Raw genomic sequence first — 16353 nt, forward strand, 5'->3', positions numbered from 1 at the left:
GAGAACTTGGTGATTTATACAATCATCAAGTCTAGTTCCTCTTCGGAATTAGGAACCTGGGGTTTACCCGGATTTAGATAAAAATCGGACAACAAAGAGAACAATTCGCGATCTGGTGAGTCGTTAGGTACAACGCCTTCGGGACGCGCCAAAATTTGGTCGGCAATGTTGAGATAATAATCGCAAACGTACTCCAGGGAAGGATCTTGCTCTGCCATTTCAAACAAAGTCTTACCTTTAACGCGAGAAACGCGAATATCTTCAATCAAAGGTAAAACCTCTAGAACTGGCATTGGCACTGCTTCTACATATTTTTCAATTAAGTCGCGCTTCGAGGTGCGGTTGCCAATTAACCCAGCTAAACGCAATGGGTGAGTCCGTGCTTTTTCCCGCACTGAAGCAGCAATGCGATTAGCAGCAAATAACGCATCAAAGCCGTTGTCTGTAACAATCAGGCAATAATCTGCATAGTTGAGTGGTGCTGCAAATCCACCGCAAACTACGTCACCGAGAACGTCAAACAAAATTACATCGTACTCATCAAAAGCGTTGAGTTCTTTAAGTAATTTTACTGTTTCTCCAACGACATAACCGCCACATCCCGCACCCGCAGGTGGGCCGCCAGCCTCTACGCAATCAACACCACCGTAACCTTTGTAGATCACATCTTCCGGCCAGACATCTTCGTAGTGATAATCCTTTTCTTGGAGGGTGTCGATAATTGTGGGAATCAGAAACCCTGTGAGGGTGAAGGTGCTGTCATGTTTTGGGTCGCAGCCAATTTGCAGCACTTTCTTGCCACGTTTAGCTAGGGCGACGGATATATTACAGCTAGTTGTGGATTTGCCGATACCACCTTTTCCGTAGACTGCTAGTTTCACTGTTGTTTGCCTCTTATAGCTTCTTGTCAAACTTGTGGCTCAAACGTTTGCCTTCACCTAGCCTGAGATGGCAATGCGTGAAGTCTTGTGGTTGCCATTATTGTGCAAATTACAGAGAAAAGAAAGTGGGTCTAAAACTAAAAAACGTTGCTATATCGTTTAATTTAGCTTAAAAATTATTATTTCAGATTAAATACCTTTAAAAAGCTAAATAATTCTCAAAAATAATCAAATAAAATATTTTATTAACTATTTTTATAAAAATAGTTACAAAATACAAAAAGCTGTAATTCCCTTTTTTAAATAGTTTTCATAGAATTATCTGATTCTAAAACCAGTTATTTTCAGTGGATTAGGGTGCAGGCTCAAGCTTAGACAGAGTTATATACAGCCCTATGTTGCAAATACCACTGAAATTAGCGATCCCAATTAAATTCCCACCTTTCCCTCGTTAGCCAACACCACTTGAGAGCAAGTTAAACTGATTTTGTAAAATATTATTAAATTACCAAATTATTGTCTAAAATTCTTCAAATCTCTAAGCTGCATCAATATAACTAGGTAATATTTAAGAAATATTAAGATATTTATTTTCAGAAAAGTACAGTCTTGTCAAGTCTAAAAAATCAATGTTAATACTCAACATCTCTGGGGTGAGAAAAGTTATGAATGATGCACAAAAAAACCGTAACTTTGGTTGCCTTAATGTTAATTTAATTCCTGTCTAGGGAATTATATCTATAAAGGAACTCATCGCTTAACGGTACAAATCGTGAAAGCTTGCTGCTAAATAAATTAATTTAAGAAAACTCGCTCAAAAATATGGAAGTTAAATTAGGATTCGGAGCTATTCCAAAACCTCAATATGTGTTTGTCAGCAGAGAACCCGATCATTGTTGGTATATGCTATCTGAAGATGAAAAACGCATCCCAATTTATGAGAGAGCTTTAACTGGGGCGATAACAGGAATAGAAGTTAATAAAAAGGTTGAAAATACATTTGGAGAAGTTAACAGAACAGATTTATATGTTTTAGCAGATAAACCTTATATTATTCGTTCAGGAAGCGATACTTACTTCTGTAAAAGCTTATTGTTATCTTTAGATATTCTTACTCTCGAACAACTGCGTCATCCACTTACTATTACCGTTAGTCCTGGAGATAAAAAAGTAGTATTCTGCAATATTTACGATCCGGTTAATTATCACTCTATAGGTGTTAGTTGGGATGGACACAAGGAAAATAACTGGCAACCTATAGGACAAAGAGTAAGTTTAAAAATTAATTCTATTCAAAATTATAATCAAGAACCAATACAAATATCTGCTAATACAATCTCTTCAGAAGTCCATACAGTTTTGATAGCTCAAACTGACAGATATTTAACACAATTAAATTGGACTCCAGAACAAGGTAGAGAGTATTTGCAGCAAAAATATGGCAAGCGATCGCGTTTACAACTCACTGATACAGAAATATTGGATTTCATTGATTACCTAAAGCTACAGCTAATTCAAAGCTACCAAACAGATTAGTTTTCAATGCGATAACGTATTACCTGTTTTATTGCTGTTACAGGTAATCTTAAATTTTGAGCTATCGCAGCATCAATTTGAGCAAATTCAGTCACAGGAAATTCAAATTCCATCTGCTTTAAAAACGAATCAGCAGTGTAAACTTTAACTTCAGTTAACTTTTCTTGGCGTTGAATTACAGCTTCAATAGACATGACAGCCACTGAAACTGAAAACTGAATTTGATGTTTAGAGTCGGCGTGAATTTGGGTGTTTGTATCGTAGGTATAGCTTAATACTTGATGCGTTAGCAAACCTGTACTCAACCAAAAAAATAATCCGATTAAGGGTATTGGTAGCCAAAATTCTAGTCCTAAATTTATGAGAAATTGCAGCCAAGGAGGTCGAAACATAATACAGAAAAAGTTTAATAATTAATTCATCATAGGAAAATGGAAAAAAGTACAGCGATATGATGAATGAGAATCTTACTTGTAGAGGATGATGTTACTCAGTTAAAACCACTACAGGGTGCGCTCTCGAAAGTCGGACATGTTGTAGATGCTGCTGAAGATGGTGAAACAGCCCAGTGGTTAATCAAAAACAGAGATTATGACTTATTAATTTTGGATTGGATGTTACCCCAGGTCAGTGGTGTTAGTCTGTGTCAAGAGTATCGTCAAGCTGGAAAAACATCTCCAGTGCTAATTCTCACGGCTAAAGATGCAATTTTGGATAAAGTATCTGCTTTAGATGTTGGTGCAGATGACTATTTAGTTAAACCCTTTAGTTTGCTCGAACTGTTAGCACGAGTACGAGCATTGGGACGCAGACCTCCGGTGTGGCAAGGTGACATACTAGAGTTAGCTGACTTACAACTTCATCTCAATACACTAACCTTACAACGCCAGCAAATTACAGTCCAATTGTCTGGTCGAGAGTTTCAATTGCTGGAATATTTTCTGCGACATCCCAAGCAGGTACTCACTCATGACCAAATAGAACAAGCACTTTGGGAATGGAATACACAGCCAGATAGTAAAGCAATCACAATGTTAGTACATCGATTGCGGCAGCGCTTACAAATGGTAAAAGCAGAAGATTGGCTACAAACTGTTTACGGTATAGGATATCGATTAGTCGCCACTGCAGAATGCGATCGCTAATTCCTAATATATTCAGCCGCAGTCGGCGTAACTTAGCTCGCTGGTTTACGCTCTCAATGGGGAGTATTCTGGTAATCTTTGCAACACTACTTTACTTTTTAGAAGCCAAAGAGCAATTGCGGGCATTTGACCAAGAACTTTACAATACAAGTCGGCTGATGGCGGCTGGCGTTGAAGATGGACTTTACCAACAAGAGCAACGCATTAGTCTCGAAGATGTCCCCATCTTGGGTGGTGAAGCTTTGCCCTTTGACAATAGAATTGTTTATGCCCGTTGGTACACTCCCAAAAAGCAATTACTAGAGTTTTTTGGTGTCACTCCATCAGAGCAATTAAATAATAAACTAGGATTTCAAACAATAGAGTTGAGGAATGCTTCAGAGGAACTGCGCCAAGGGGACGATGGCCAGAAACTACTGCGTCAATTAACAGTTCCTGTTTTTCAGGATAAACAATTAATTGGCTATCTGGAAATAGCCGCTTCCTTAGCACCTTTAGAAAAAACTTTATGGTCGCTGAGACTGTTTTTAATAGTAGGTGTACCCATTGCCTTAAGTGTAATTGGTGTGACGGGTTGGTTTCTTGGTGGAATGGCTATGCAGCCAATTCGCCAATCATACGAGCAATTACAGCGCTTTACAGCTGATGCTTCCCACGAACTACGGACACCCCTGCAAGCAATTCGGAATTACGCTCAGTTTGGTTTGCTCGAACCAATTGACACCAGTCAACAGCAAAGTTCCTTGGTTAATATTGACCAGATTGCTGAATCGATGGGAATGCTGATTAGTGATTTATTATTGTTAGCTCGAAATCAAGGACAGTTAAAACCAGAGACACTCCACCTCGTAAATTTGGTTAGCTGGCTTACAGCATTAGTAAAGGAATACACTGACTCAGCAAAGGCAAAAAATTTAGAATTCATCAGCGAATTTCCCCAACAATTGGTAATGTTGAGAATAAATCCAGATTTAATGCGGCAAGCACTAACAAATATTCTCACTAACGCCTACCGCTACACGCCGTCTGGAGGTAGAGTTTGCTTACGAGTTTTCCTGATGTCTCGTTGGGTAGTGATTGAAGTCCAGGATAGCGGTATTGGGATTCCACCAGCAGATTTACCGCATATATTTGAGCGATTTTATCGAGTAGATAGCGTGCGATCGCGCCACACAGGAGGCTTTGGTTTAGGATTAGCGATCGCACAACAAATTGTCCACGTACATGGCGGACAAATTCTCGCAATCAGCCGTTTGGGTGAAGGCTCTACATTTCAAATCAAACTACCCTTGAACCCTTAAACCTTCAGCATCACAAGCAATTAATACTGAGTATTGATAATAAAGGAATTCACTGTTGAAAAGGTGCTGTTACTTTCTTGTTACTTTTATCAGGCAATCTGAAAATAACCATCAATTACACATCAGATTGGAAACCTAAAAAAATGAATTTCAGTCCTACACCCAGCATCGTGCTAACTGTTTTGTTTGCGTTGCTAATTCCTTTTGAAGTGGGAGCGCAAAAAGCACCAAACCAAATTGATAACTTCCCAAATGCTCGTGTTACTAGTATTTCCGGTCAAGTTACTAAGCTTTTAGATGACGAGTTCATTCTCAACGATGGTAAGCAACAAATTATTGTTGAGGCAGAACCCCAATTAGGACAACCCATTAACCTTTCTGTGGGAGAACAAATCACCGTAGTTGGTAACTATGATGACAATGAGTTCAAAGCCCTTAGCATCACTCGTGCCAACGGTGAAACTATTCAAATTCATGACGATTAAATCTCTTGACTCCAGAATAGAGTGGGAGTATTGACAGCAAAAATAAGGCAAGCGATCGCACTTTTATCTCTGGGATATTAATTCCCTACAAGCAAAAATAACTTTAGCTGTGCAAAGTTGCGATCGCCTGTCTTCTGTATTCATCACCTGTGGAAACGTGACAAATCGCAATTTGCAACGACTACTTGCGACATTTAAGACGAAAAGAATTATCAACTATATTCATTACGTAATTAAATTTATACCTTTTAAATGTTCATTACCTGGTATATCAGGGAAAATTAAGTATAAGGTGATGCTTTTTTCTACTTAACCCGTAGACAAGTACTAACCAAATACTAATCATAATCAGGAGTATTTTATGATTCCACTTATTTTGGGTGCTATTGCTTTGGGAACTGCTGCTTTCGGAGCAGTAAAAGGTGTTGAAGGTGTTGGGAATATGAATGAGGCAAAAGAGATTGGTGAACGTGCCCAAAAGCGCCACTCAAATGCAGTCAGTGACTTGAAAGCAGATTGGGAGGTAACTAATAAACTTGCAGAAGAGTATGGCCAACTCCAGCTTGATGTGATGATGAATACAATTGGGCGGTTTGTTGATTTTATTGAACGAAACATTGGTAAAGCAAAACAAAGTGAAAAGGAATTTTTAGAGGGGTTAGACGGAATTTCAGTTCAGCAGATCAAGGAGTACAAAACTGCTGCAATGGAAGCTGAACAGTTTTTCAAAGGTGGAGCTAAGGCTATTGGGGCAGCAGCAGCAGGGTATGGTGGTGCAATGAGTCTTGCTACCTCTGTAGGAGTGGCAAGTACTGGGACACTTATAGGAGGACTTAGCGGTGCAGCAGCCTGGAATGCAACTTTAGCATGGCTGGGCGGTGGTTCATTAGCTGCTGGTGGCGGAGGTATGGCTCTTGGTTCTCTTGTGTTAGGTGGTATCACGGTTGGGCCAGCTGTCCTTATTGGAGGTTTTGTACTTGCTGGTGAAGGCGAAAAAGCATTGACGAAAGCATGGGAGTACAACGCTGAAGTCAACACTGCGATCGCTAAAATTGACGCAGCAAAAGACTTTATGCAACAAGTAAGACGCCGGATTACTGAGTTAGAGGGTGTATTTGAGTGTTTGAATGAATGCGCTATTCTAGGTCTTCAAGAACTTGAATCTTTACCATCATTCGACAAAAACAGGGATGCCAAGAAGTTTCAAAAAGTCGCACTTTTTGTTAAAGCACTTGCAGAAATCATGAAAACTCCTGTTTTAGATGGTGAAGGGCAGCTTAATCCTGCTACTGCGACTATTCAAGCCAAGTATCGTACTTTGGGAGGCAATTAGAAATGTCTATCAAAGTAGTCAAAGAATTTATTAATCCTGGTGAATGTCTACAGCAAGTAGTTTTAGCTTACACCGATTACCTTAAGGTTGCCGAAGAGGAACAGACAAACAGACGTAATATTGAGGCTTGGGAAAAAGAAACAATCACCAAGATTAATGCCCAGCGAGATTTGCTGATGGCGTATTTAGATCGCTCTTTTGATGAACGTGCAAAAAACTTTCACGCTTTATTTGCTGTTGTTGATAATGCCATCGCATCCGGCAATAATGAACAACTAGCCCTTACTTTAAACTCTATTACAGAAATAGCTAAATCTAGCCCATTCAAAGAACTTGCAAATTTAGCTTCTGTTCGCGCTGCCCTTGACGATCCAGACCACGAATGGACATTTTAATTTGATAAAAGTGGAATCACACTTTTGAAACTTTCCAAAATAGCCTGTTAACTCAGGCTTTTTTCATGTAATACCAAATTTACAGATAATAGGCACTCTGAGAAAATAGCGATCGCTGCTATCCTTGCATGACAACGTATTGCAATATGATATGATGCAATATGGACAGATTTGACAAAACCATGAGTAAAGAAAACATTACGTTTCGGATAGATAGCGATAAAAAGGCTGCGCTTGATGCGATCGCGGCTGGAATAAACCGCGATCGCAGCTACGTACTTAATGAGGCGGTAGCTGCTTATGTTGAAATGTATCAATGGCAAATCGATCAGATTCAAAGCGGGATTGCTGAAGCGGATGCTGGAGATTTTGCCAGCGATGAAGAAGTAAAAGCAATTTTTGCAAGACTAACTAATGCGGATTAAGTGGCTGCGCCGTGCGCTTCGGAACTTGGAACAAGCCCATAGTTACATCTTGAAAGAAAATCCACAAGCAGCGCAGGAAGTGATATTGAAGATTCAAGTTGCTGCCAGTCAACTTGAGAATTATCCTTTTATGGGGCGGCCTGGACGCGTAGAAGGCACAAGGGAGCTAGTAATTTCTAGCACACCATATATTGTTATTTACCGAATAAAAGAAGAGTCAGTAGAAATTCTTCGGGTTCTCCACACGTCAAAGCGGTATCCAGATTAGCGAGTCAAACAATAACTTCATGCTTGCATTGTCAGCATTTGCCGTTCTCTATCAGCCGCATAGCTTAGGCAAGCTAATATATCCTCTCGTGTCAGATAAGGAAAGTCTTCAAGCACTTCCTCGTAGGTCATGCCAGAGGCAAGATAAGATAAAACATCGTATACAGTAATTCGCATTCCTCGAATACAAGGTTTACCACCTCGCTTCCCTGGTTCGATTGTAATAATGTTTTGGTACTGCACAGCTATTCAACCCTCAAAAATCATCATCAACAAAAAATTCAGCATCATCTTGTAATCGAGAATTACTCTGTCCATAATCAGCAAGATTCCAGAGGGGTTGCAGCAGTGCTGTACCAATTAATCCAATAACTGCACTAAAAGCTAAAACTAAACCCGCTGGTATTTGTATTGATTGAAATGTTAAGAATTTTAACGAAACTGGTGTGGCATTTTGAACTGAAATAATTGCGATCGCCACTATCCAAATAGCTACAACTACGATTGTTAATAAAGGAGCTAAAGTTTTCATATATTAATAAAAGTTAGGAGTTAGGGGTTAGGGGTTAGGAGTTTTGAGTAACGAGTTTGGAGTTAGGAGTTATGAATTCAGATTTTGAGCAAAGTTATAAATTAAGAGTTAAGAATTGCTAATTTACAACTCTTAACTATTAACTCCTAACTCCTAACTATTAACTCCTAACTCCTAACTCTTATGCTTCTAGCTTAGCAATGGTACTTTCCATCTCCTGAGAGATTTGGGTGAGTTTTTCAGGAGAGTTGGTTTCTAGGTAAACGCGCACCAAGGGTTCTGTACCTGAAGGACGTAGCAGTATCCAGCTACCTTCTTCTAGATAGAGTTTAATGCCGTCTTTGCGTCCGACTTCCTTGACTTTAATTCCTGCGACTTCTGAGGGAGGATTTTTGGTGAAGGAGTCGATAACAGTGGTTTTATGTGACTCGGTGAGGTGCAAGTCAAGGCGCGTGTTGTAAAGCGGGCCGTCAGCTTCAGCGATCGCTTCCTTAACTAGCTGACTTAGGGGTTTACCTTCATAAGCAATGGCTTCTGCCACTAGCATATCAGCTAAAACACCGTCTTTTTCGGGAATATGCCCAATTACACTTAATCCGCCTGATTCTTCCCCACCAATCAGTACGGCAGTTTCCCGCATTTTTTCACCGATGTATTTAAAGCCTACTGGTGTTTCATAAATTTGCAGTCCATATTTAGCGGCGAAATTATCCAGCAGGTGAGTTGTAGCCACAGTGCGGACGATAGCGCCGCTTTTACCTTTATTTTTGATTAAATGTCGTGCTAAAACTAACAGCACAGTATTGGGAGTGAGGACGTTACCTTGTTCATCAACAATACCAAAGCGATCGCTATCGCCATCTGTCGCCAAACCCAAATCAGCACGATCCTTGACTACTGCTTCCACTAACTCTACTAGTTGTTCGCCCTTTGGTTCTGGCATTCCGCCGCCAAATAATACATCCCTCCAGGTGTGGAAACTTTCTAATTGAGTGCCACTATGTTGCAAAACTTCATCTAAATAACCGCGAGAAGTAGAATAGAGAGCATCGTATTTTACTTTTAAATTAGCGCTCTTAATCTTTTCTACATCAAGCAGGGTGTAGATAAATTGCAGGTAATCTGGCTTGGGATCGAAAGTGGAAATTGAACCAGATGGATTGTTGCTAGGCAGTTCATCCGATGCAGTTTCTATATTTGCCACAATAGTATCAGTAATCTCTGGAGTGGCAGGTCCAGCATAATCGGGGATATATTTAATTCCACAGTATGGTGCTGGATTATGGCTAGCAGTAAACATTAACGCCCCAGCGGAATTTAGGTGACGGGCGTTGTAGGCAATTACTGGTGTGGGACAATCCCGGTCGGTAATTTTTACAGTCCAACCCAAATCTGCCAAGACTTGGGCGGCTGTGCGGGCAAACTGGTCAGCTAAAAACCGAGTATCGTAGGCTATAAGTACTGGTCTATCTTTTGTATAGGCTGTTTCGAGGTAACTGGCGATCGCTCTTGTAACTTTCCGCACATTGGGGAAAGTAAAGTCATCGGCAATAATGCCTCGCCATCCATCGGTACCAAATTTTATCTTGCTGGAATTGCTACTAGCGCTCATTTTTGCCACTTGCTCCCGTACATCATCAGTACTATTAAAAGCTTCCCGCAAAGCGTGTGTAGCAGCAAGTATCCTCCGGAGTTATGTTCGGTGGAAACTGCCGGACATAATTTATCCCACCGTACTTTCTCTCACTGTTTTCGAGCGATGTCAACCCCCGATCGACCTTTTGCCAGTTATCACCTCTGGTCTTTAGTTGCCCCAGCGTCAGGGCAAGAACGCTGGCATTGCCAGATGAGACGGGGGTTTATCAAAGCGCGGCAACACGAACCAGAAGTCAAGGCACTATTAGCCAAAGCCACTGCACCCCAAAGAATTGGGATACTTGCCCAAAAAGGCGTTTATGAATTTCATAATCACAGACACCTGCTACAGCGATCCGATGGAGTGGAAAAAGTTGCACAGCTACTAAAATTAGGCAACTCCAGCGATTTAGTCCGCCAAAGGGTGCTGCAAATTTTGAAAAAATATCATGATGCGCCCTTGTTATTGAATAAAAATATTATTCAATTAACTCCCGGCGATGAAGGTTTTCCCAAACCGATTGTTATCGAACAAAAAAATTCTTGTTTTCGCTTATATGCAGCGATGGACTGCGTTTTTATTGAGAGCGATCGCACTTTACATATTTTAGACTTCAAAACTGGAAAATCAGCTTTTGACCACAGACAAGCTTTAGTTTATTTATTAGCTGCTCGTTATCTTTATCCTAGACATAGAGCGGTCGCATCATTTTATAACTTAGAAATTGGTAAAAAATCCGATTTAATTAGAGTTAATAATAGTGAATTAGCATCCTTAGAATTGGAATTAGCCAATATTGCCCATAAACACCAAGAAGATTTACAAAAATATCAACAAAAAACCGATAATTTTAGTGATATCTTTCCCCCAAATCCCGGTTATCACTGTCGTTTTTGTCCATTTAATTCTATCTGTGAGTTTTCACAATTTGACTCAACTCAACCCCATCCAATGCCCAGTTTAAAGGTGCATGAATAAGTAGAGCGCAGGTAAAAAAAATACAAATACAAGCGTAAGGGCGTAGGCTCTGCCTTCCCGCAGGGTAAAGCCGTTCGCCCCTACAGGTTATTGTATGTGTATCAATATTTTGGTGAATTCGTATAACTCCAAAAAATAAATTATTGCGCTTGGGGTCGTTGAACGCCAGTTGCTTCTCCTGTCGGATACGCTACGCGACCAAGGCTCTTAACCCGTGCAACGTGCTGGCTGCTATTGACCATTCTCCTATGGTCGCCGCTACAGGTAGGACTTCGCTCAGGGTGAAGGCTGAGCGGAGTCCAAGCCTTGACTGTTGACTGTCAACCGTCAACGGTCAACAGTTAACAATCCTCTGTGGAATATTTTTTTACTTGGAAGTCCCTAAATTCAAAAAGGTGGTAATTCTTTAAGAATTGTGAACCGGATATGATTAATTGCCAAATCGCCGATGGGGATATCTTCTTTGGTTAACCGCGCACCTTGACTGGTCAAAGTTTCAAAGGAGATACCCTTACCAATTTCAATGTGATACCAGCACAAGCCCATAAAAAACCGTGTGGGATAAGGGCCGCCATGACCGACATCATCAGGATTTGATTCCATTGGCAACCAACCAAAATTCGGTACGTAGAATTCCAGCCAAACATGATTAAAATCAGGTTGTAGCGGTACGCCTTGGTGTTCGCTGTAAGGTGGACATTTATACCTGCCAACGGTACGACAAGGAATACCATTCAAACGGCATAGAGCAAGTAAAACGCCGACATATTCACCGCAGGAACCAACGCCACGTTCTAAAACTATATCTGGAGCATCAATGTAAGGCTTAATACCATACGATAATTCATCGTAAACATAATTACGGATATTATACATTTTCCGTAATAGATTGGTTTCCGAACCAATGGCATCTCTGGCGGCACGGCGGACAATGGTAGTATCCATTGCTAAGTCGTCGTCATCTACTAGATAGCGGCTTTGCAATTCTGGTGATAGTTCGGGGATATTTTCCACATCCTTTGGTGTAATGCGATACTTAATTCCGCGAACTTCTAAAAGTGCTTTCCAGCCAAATATGTGGCGTTCCCCTGGGGTAAGGGCATCAAATTTAAATACTGCTACCCGTTGTCCATCTGTCACTTCTTCAGTGAAGGGTATACCGATGGGTTCGACGTGTTTCACCTTTTGACGCTCGGTTTCTGATGGTAGGGCAATGCGCCATTCAACATCGGGTAAATAAACTTCGTCTAAGGGTGCGATTTCCTCAGCATAGGACATTTCTATAAGATAGCCATTGGAGAGGGCGTAGCGCTTATCTGGCTCGTAATGATAATACAGGGGATGAATAAAAGTACGATCGCGGTAAGTTAGCTCGTGGTTAGGATCGGCATTTGGGTTGTCCCTAATATAAGGCTCCTCAGAGGCATAGGCGATATAGAGACTTTCTTTGCCTGTGTCGCCATCTTGATGTATTGCGATACCTGTAGGCGATTCAAAGGGCGTCAGCACGCTAAATTGAACTTCTCCAGTGGCTCTGTCCATCGCATAAACTGTTTGTTCTGTGCGATCGCAAATCCACAACGTTTCCTCGGTAACTGCCAAATTTTCTACACCAACTCCAGGGGCATAAAACCTAGTAATTTCTTTTCGGGTTTCTCGGTCAAAAATCAAAATGTAGCCTAACCTTTGGCAGCTGATGTACACTGTTGTATCCCAAACAGCAACGCCATTGGCTGGATAAGGCAATGTGACGAAATGTTCCAAGCCCAAAGCATTGAGCTTGCATAAATAAACACTATGGTCGCGGCTCACCCACAGTGTATCTTCCCAAATTCCTAAACCGGTGACATCGGTGAATTCCTTAACTTGATGCGGATTGATAATTTTGCTGTTGTCAGACGCAGGATCGATCTCTAGTAGATGCCCTTTGAGACTGTCAATGGCAATCAGTCTATCCTTAATGAAAGCAATACCGTACAGGGTAGCAGCAGTAAGCGGTCGAATTGTTTTTTGCCCAAACATCTGGCTAGCAGTCAAAGTGGGGAGTACAAAACTCATATTAAATATTTATTAAATGGTTTAGCACGTTTAAGCAATTCCAAATTAGTCTGGAAAAGTTTGCTATAAACCCAAACCTGGCTGGCAACTTAACCCAAAATTCCAAATCCAGAAATGCGATGGCGCTATGCATCCTGGGTAAAAACTGGATGCAAGTTTAACTAGCAGCAGCCTAGAATTAATTGTGGCATATCCTTTACAGCCAAAATTCAGGCTTATAGTACTTACAATTATCAGGACAAAGTGTTTACAAAAACTCTTTCGTAAGAAATAACACAGTTATGTCACAGATATGTCAACAGAAGAAAAATTTGCCAATTAAAAGCATAGCCTTTACACTCATAAGATTTAATATTGCTTTAATGTAACTTTAGGAGATGGTTTTCCAGCCATCACTAAATTATGATCGAATTTTGTAACCATTTCCTGTGACTTACACGATGTCTGCTAATTCTCTACCTGAAGATGCCGCTGTTTGGCATAGTATAGAAGTTGATAAAGCGCTAGGCCTGCTTGATAGTAATCCAGACAGTGGCTTAACACCCGAAGATATTCAACAAAGGTTGCAAAAATACGGCCCCAATGAACTCGAAGAACATGGTGGTCGCAGCACTTGGGAAATTCTACTGGATCAGTTCAAGAACATTATGTTATTGATGCTGATTGGTGTTGCTTTGATTTCTGGTGTTTTAGACCTTATAGCTTGGCAGTCAGGGAGCTTGAAGGCTGGTGAAGTACCATTCAAAGATACCATTGCTATCCTAGCAATTGTTATCCTTAATGGCATACTGGGCTACGTCCAAGAAAGCCGTGCAGAAAAAGCCCTAGCAGCCCTGAAGAAACTCACCTCTCCCTTAGTACGAGTCATCCGCGACAACAGATTGGTGGAGGTAGCAGCGAAGGAACTAGTCCCAGGAGATGTGGTGCTGCTAGAAGCCGGGATGCAGATAGCCGCAGATGGAAGGTTAATCGAACAATCGAATTTACAAGTGCGAGAGTCAGCACTGACAGGTGAAGCTGAAGCTGTTAACAAACAAGCAACAATTAGTTTACCTGAAGAAACAGATTTAGGCGATCGCATTAATTTGGTATTCCAAGGAACTGAAGTTGTCCAAGGACGGGCAAAGGTTCTGGTAACCAACACTGGCATGACAACTGAACTAGGTAAAATTGCTGCCATGTTGCAGTCAGTGGATAGCGAACCTACGCCTTTGCAACAACGGATGACTCAACTAGGTAATGTCCTAGTTACGGGTTCTTTGATTCTGGTGGCCATCGTTGTCATTGGTGGCGTTATCCAAGCCGGAGGTTTTAGCAACATCCAAGAGCTTTTGGAAGTTTCCTTAAGTATGGCGGTTGCGGTGGTGCCAGAAGGTCTACCAGCTGTAATTACCGTCACTTTGGCCTTGGGAACTCAGCGCATGGTACGCCAGAATGCTTTGATTCGCAAATTACCAGCAGTGGAAACATTGGGTTCTGTAACTACCATCTGTTCTGACAAAACTGGTACCTTGACCCAAAACAAAATGGTGGTGCAATCACTATTCACCAATAACAAAACTTTTGGCGTCACCGGACAAGGTTATGTCCCCACAGGAGATTTTCTTTTAAATGATGGAAAAGTTTCCTTAGAGGAGTCGCCAGAAATCTCAGCTTTGTCAGTAGCTTGTGTTGTTTGTAATGATTCAGTGTTGCAAAAAGAAAAAGGCGAATGGGCAATTTTGGGAGATCCCACAGAAGGAGCGTTAGTCACCCTAGCCGGGAAAGCAGGAATCGAAAAAGAACAATGGAATAGTAAGTTACCCCGCGTTGGCGAGTTTCCTTTCTCCTCAGAACGCAAGCGGATGAGCGTGATTTCTCAAGTGCAGGAAGTGGCCACAGGTGAAGGCTCTTGGAATGGCATTGACCCAGCCATTGCCAACTTTTTAGAATCTGAATCTTACCTCATGTTTACCAAGGGTTCCCCAGAATTAATCTTAGGGCGTTCCTCTCAGATTTATTTGGGCGATCGCTCAACTGAGTTGACTGAAGAACAACGCCAGATAATTTTGGCAGAAAACGACAAAATGGCGAGTAAAGGTTTGCGGGTGCTAGGTTTTGCCTACAAACCCCTTTCTGAGATTCCGCCAGAAGGTTCAGAAGAAACATCTGAAGAAAATTTGGTTTGGCTGGGATTAGTGGGAATGCTAGACGCACCACGTCCAGAAGTGAGGGCCGCCGTCCAAGAGTGTCGCGAAGCAGGAATTCGCCCAGTGATGATTACTGGTGACCACCAGTTAACAGCACGAGCCATCGCCACGGATTTGGGAATTGCCAAAGCAGATGACCGATTGCTCACAGGTCAAGAATTGCAGCGGATGAGCGACCAGGAATTAGAGCAAAACGTCGATTTAGTCAGCATCTACGCCAGGGTTGCCCCAGAACACAAACTGCGAATTGTCCAAGCACTACAACGCCGGGGCAGATTTGTGGCGATGACAGGCGATGGCGTCAATGATGCCCCAGCCCTCAAACAAGCTGATATCGGTATTGCAATGGGGATTACTGGCACCGATGTCAGTAAAGAAGCCAGCGATATGGTATTACTCGATGACAACTTCGCCACCATTGTCACCGCCACCAAGGAAGGTAGAGTGGTTTACACCAATATCCGGCGTTTTATTAAATACATCCTGGGTAGTAACATAGGCGAAGTTCTGACAATTGCCGCCGCCCCCTTAATCGGTTTGGGAGGCGTTCCCCTGACCCCGTTGCAAATTCTGTGGATGAACTTAGTCACAGATGGTTTGCCAGCCCTCGCCTTAGCAGTGGAACCTCCGGAACCAGATGTCATGAAGCGTCCGCCTTTTAGCCCCCGCGAAAGTATTTTTGCTAGAGGATTGGGTTCTTACATGATTCGCATTGGTATAATATTTGCCATTATCACCATTGCCTTGATGTGGTGGGCTTACCAACATACCCATGCCGCAGGCTATCAGGGAAATCCTGAGTCTTGGAAGACAATGGTATTTACCACCTTGTGTATTGCCCAAATGGGTCATGCCATCGCCATTCGCTCCAACAATCGATTGACCATCGAAATGAATCCTTTTTCTAATATATTTGTACTAGGTGCTGTTGTCGTAACCACGATTTTACAGTTGATGCTAGTTTACGTCCCACCCCTGCGAGACTTCTTTGGTACTCACTACTTGAATCTCCAAGAATTGGGAATTTGTATCGGCTTCAGTGCCTTAATGTTTGTCTGGATTGAATTGGAGAAGATATTCTTACGCATTGTGGGTAAGAAAGCCGTTTAAAAAAGTTAGGAGTTGGGGGTTAGGAGTTAGGAGTTAAAAGTTGGGAGTTAAAAGTTGGGAGTTGGGAGTTGGGAGTTGGGAG

General features: G+C 41.7%; 16 protein-coding genes. 10 read left to right on the plus strand and 6 right to left on the minus strand.

Annotation, left to right across the window (positions count from 1 at the left end):
- Positions 1-14: 14 nt before the first annotated feature.
- Positions 15-881 (minus strand): ferredoxin:protochlorophyllide reductase (ATP-dependent) iron-sulfur ATP-binding protein, encoded by an 867-nt coding sequence (gene bchL, locus VF06_RS10100; RefSeq protein ID WP_185570455.1) that lies wholly within the window; start codon positions 879-881, stop codon positions 15-17.
- Between the two features lie 822 nt (positions 882-1703).
- Here bchL and VF06_RS10105 point away from each other — a divergent pair.
- Entirely contained in the window at positions 1704-2417 is a 714-nt protein-coding gene (locus tag VF06_RS10105; protein WP_099067131.1) for a hypothetical protein, read from the plus strand.
- Here the strand turns inward: VF06_RS10105 and VF06_RS10110 are convergent.
- On the minus strand, positions 2414-2809 hold the full coding sequence (locus VF06_RS10110; protein ID WP_099067132.1) for a hypothetical protein: 396 nt from the start codon (positions 2807-2809) through the stop codon (positions 2414-2416). The two genes, VF06_RS10105 and VF06_RS10110, sit on opposite strands and share 4 nt — an antisense overlap.
- Before the next feature lie 66 nt (positions 2810-2875).
- On the opposite strand from VF06_RS10110, the gene VF06_RS10115 reads away from it, so the two are divergent.
- The 7 genes from VF06_RS10115 to VF06_RS10145 all read left to right on the plus strand — a co-directional run bounded on the left by VF06_RS10115 (position 2876) and on the right by VF06_RS10145 (position 7769).
- Positions 2876-3562: a response regulator transcription factor gene (locus tag VF06_RS10115; RefSeq protein ID WP_099067133.1), complete on the plus strand. Its 687-nt coding sequence runs from the start codon at positions 2876-2878 to the stop codon at positions 3560-3562.
- 8 nt (positions 3563-3570) lie between these two features.
- Positions 3571-4863, plus strand: a complete 1293-nt coding sequence (locus VF06_RS10120; protein WP_099067147.1) for a sensor histidine kinase — start codon at positions 3571-3573, stop codon at positions 4861-4863.
- A gap of 143 nt (positions 4864-5006) precedes the next feature.
- Entirely contained in the window at positions 5007-5348 is a 342-nt protein-coding gene (locus VF06_RS10125; protein ID WP_099076514.1) for a hypothetical protein, read from the plus strand.
- A gap of 361 nt (positions 5349-5709) precedes the next feature.
- Positions 5710-6681, plus strand: a complete 972-nt coding sequence (locus VF06_RS10130; protein ID WP_099067135.1) for a hypothetical protein — start codon at positions 5710-5712, stop codon at positions 6679-6681.
- Positions 6682-6683: 2 nt separating this feature from the next.
- On the plus strand, positions 6684-7076 hold the full coding sequence (locus VF06_RS42560; RefSeq protein WP_099067136.1) for a hypothetical protein: 393 nt from the start codon (positions 6684-6686) through the stop codon (positions 7074-7076).
- A gap of 161 nt (positions 7077-7237) precedes the next feature.
- A complete protein-coding gene (locus tag VF06_RS10140; RefSeq protein WP_244917968.1) occupies positions 7238-7501 on the plus strand; it encodes a CopG family ribbon-helix-helix protein in 264 nt (87 codons plus the stop codon).
- Positions 7491-7769 carry a type II toxin-antitoxin system RelE/ParE family toxin gene (locus tag VF06_RS10145; RefSeq protein WP_099067137.1) on the plus strand — a complete coding sequence of 93 codons (279 nt, stop codon included), beginning with the start codon at positions 7491-7493 and terminating at the stop codon, positions 7767-7769. Before VF06_RS10140 ends, VF06_RS10145 begins: the two co-directional genes overlap by 11 nt.
- Positions 7770-7786: 17 nt before the next feature.
- Here the strand turns inward: VF06_RS10145 and VF06_RS10150 are convergent, their stop codons facing one another.
- The 3 genes from VF06_RS10150 to VF06_RS10160 all read right to left on the minus strand — a co-directional run bounded on the left by VF06_RS10150 (position 7787) and on the right by VF06_RS10160 (position 9912).
- Positions 7787-8011 (minus strand): DUF433 domain-containing protein, encoded by a 225-nt coding sequence (locus VF06_RS10150; protein ID WP_099067138.1) that lies wholly within the window; start codon positions 8009-8011, stop codon positions 7787-7789.
- 13 nt (positions 8012-8024) lie between these two features.
- Positions 8025-8300: a LapA family protein gene (locus tag VF06_RS10155; RefSeq protein WP_099067139.1), complete on the minus strand. Its 276-nt coding sequence runs from the start codon at positions 8298-8300 to the stop codon at positions 8025-8027.
- A gap of 181 nt (positions 8301-8481) precedes the next feature.
- Positions 8482-9912: a phosphoglucomutase/phosphomannomutase family protein gene (locus tag VF06_RS10160; protein WP_099067149.1), complete on the minus strand. Its 1431-nt coding sequence runs from the start codon at positions 9910-9912 to the stop codon at positions 8482-8484.
- Positions 9913-10059: 147 nt separating this feature from the next.
- Between VF06_RS10160 and VF06_RS10165 the strand changes: the two genes are divergently transcribed.
- Positions 10060-10914, plus strand: a complete 855-nt coding sequence (locus VF06_RS10165) for a PD-(D/E)XK nuclease family protein (RefSeq protein WP_099067140.1) — start codon at positions 10060-10062, stop codon at positions 10912-10914.
- Positions 10915-11301: 387 nt separating this feature from the next.
- On the opposite strand, the gene VF06_RS10170 is transcribed toward VF06_RS10165, so the two are convergent.
- Positions 11302-12972 carry a transglutaminase-like domain-containing protein gene (locus tag VF06_RS10170; RefSeq protein WP_099067141.1) on the minus strand — a complete coding sequence of 557 codons (1671 nt, stop codon included), beginning with the start codon at positions 12970-12972 and terminating at the stop codon, positions 11302-11304.
- 440 nt (positions 12973-13412) lie between these two features.
- Between VF06_RS10170 and VF06_RS10175 the strand changes: the two genes are divergently transcribed.
- Complete coding sequence (locus tag VF06_RS10175) at positions 13413-16271, plus strand: cation-translocating P-type ATPase (protein WP_099067142.1); 2859 nt, start codon at positions 13413-13415, stop codon at positions 16269-16271.
- Positions 16272-16353: the final 82 nt, after the last annotated feature.

It is taken from the genome of Nostoc linckia z4 (assembly GCF_002608075.1).
Lineage (GTDB): Bacteria > Cyanobacteriota > Cyanobacteriia > Cyanobacteriales > Nostocaceae > Nostoc > Nostoc linckia.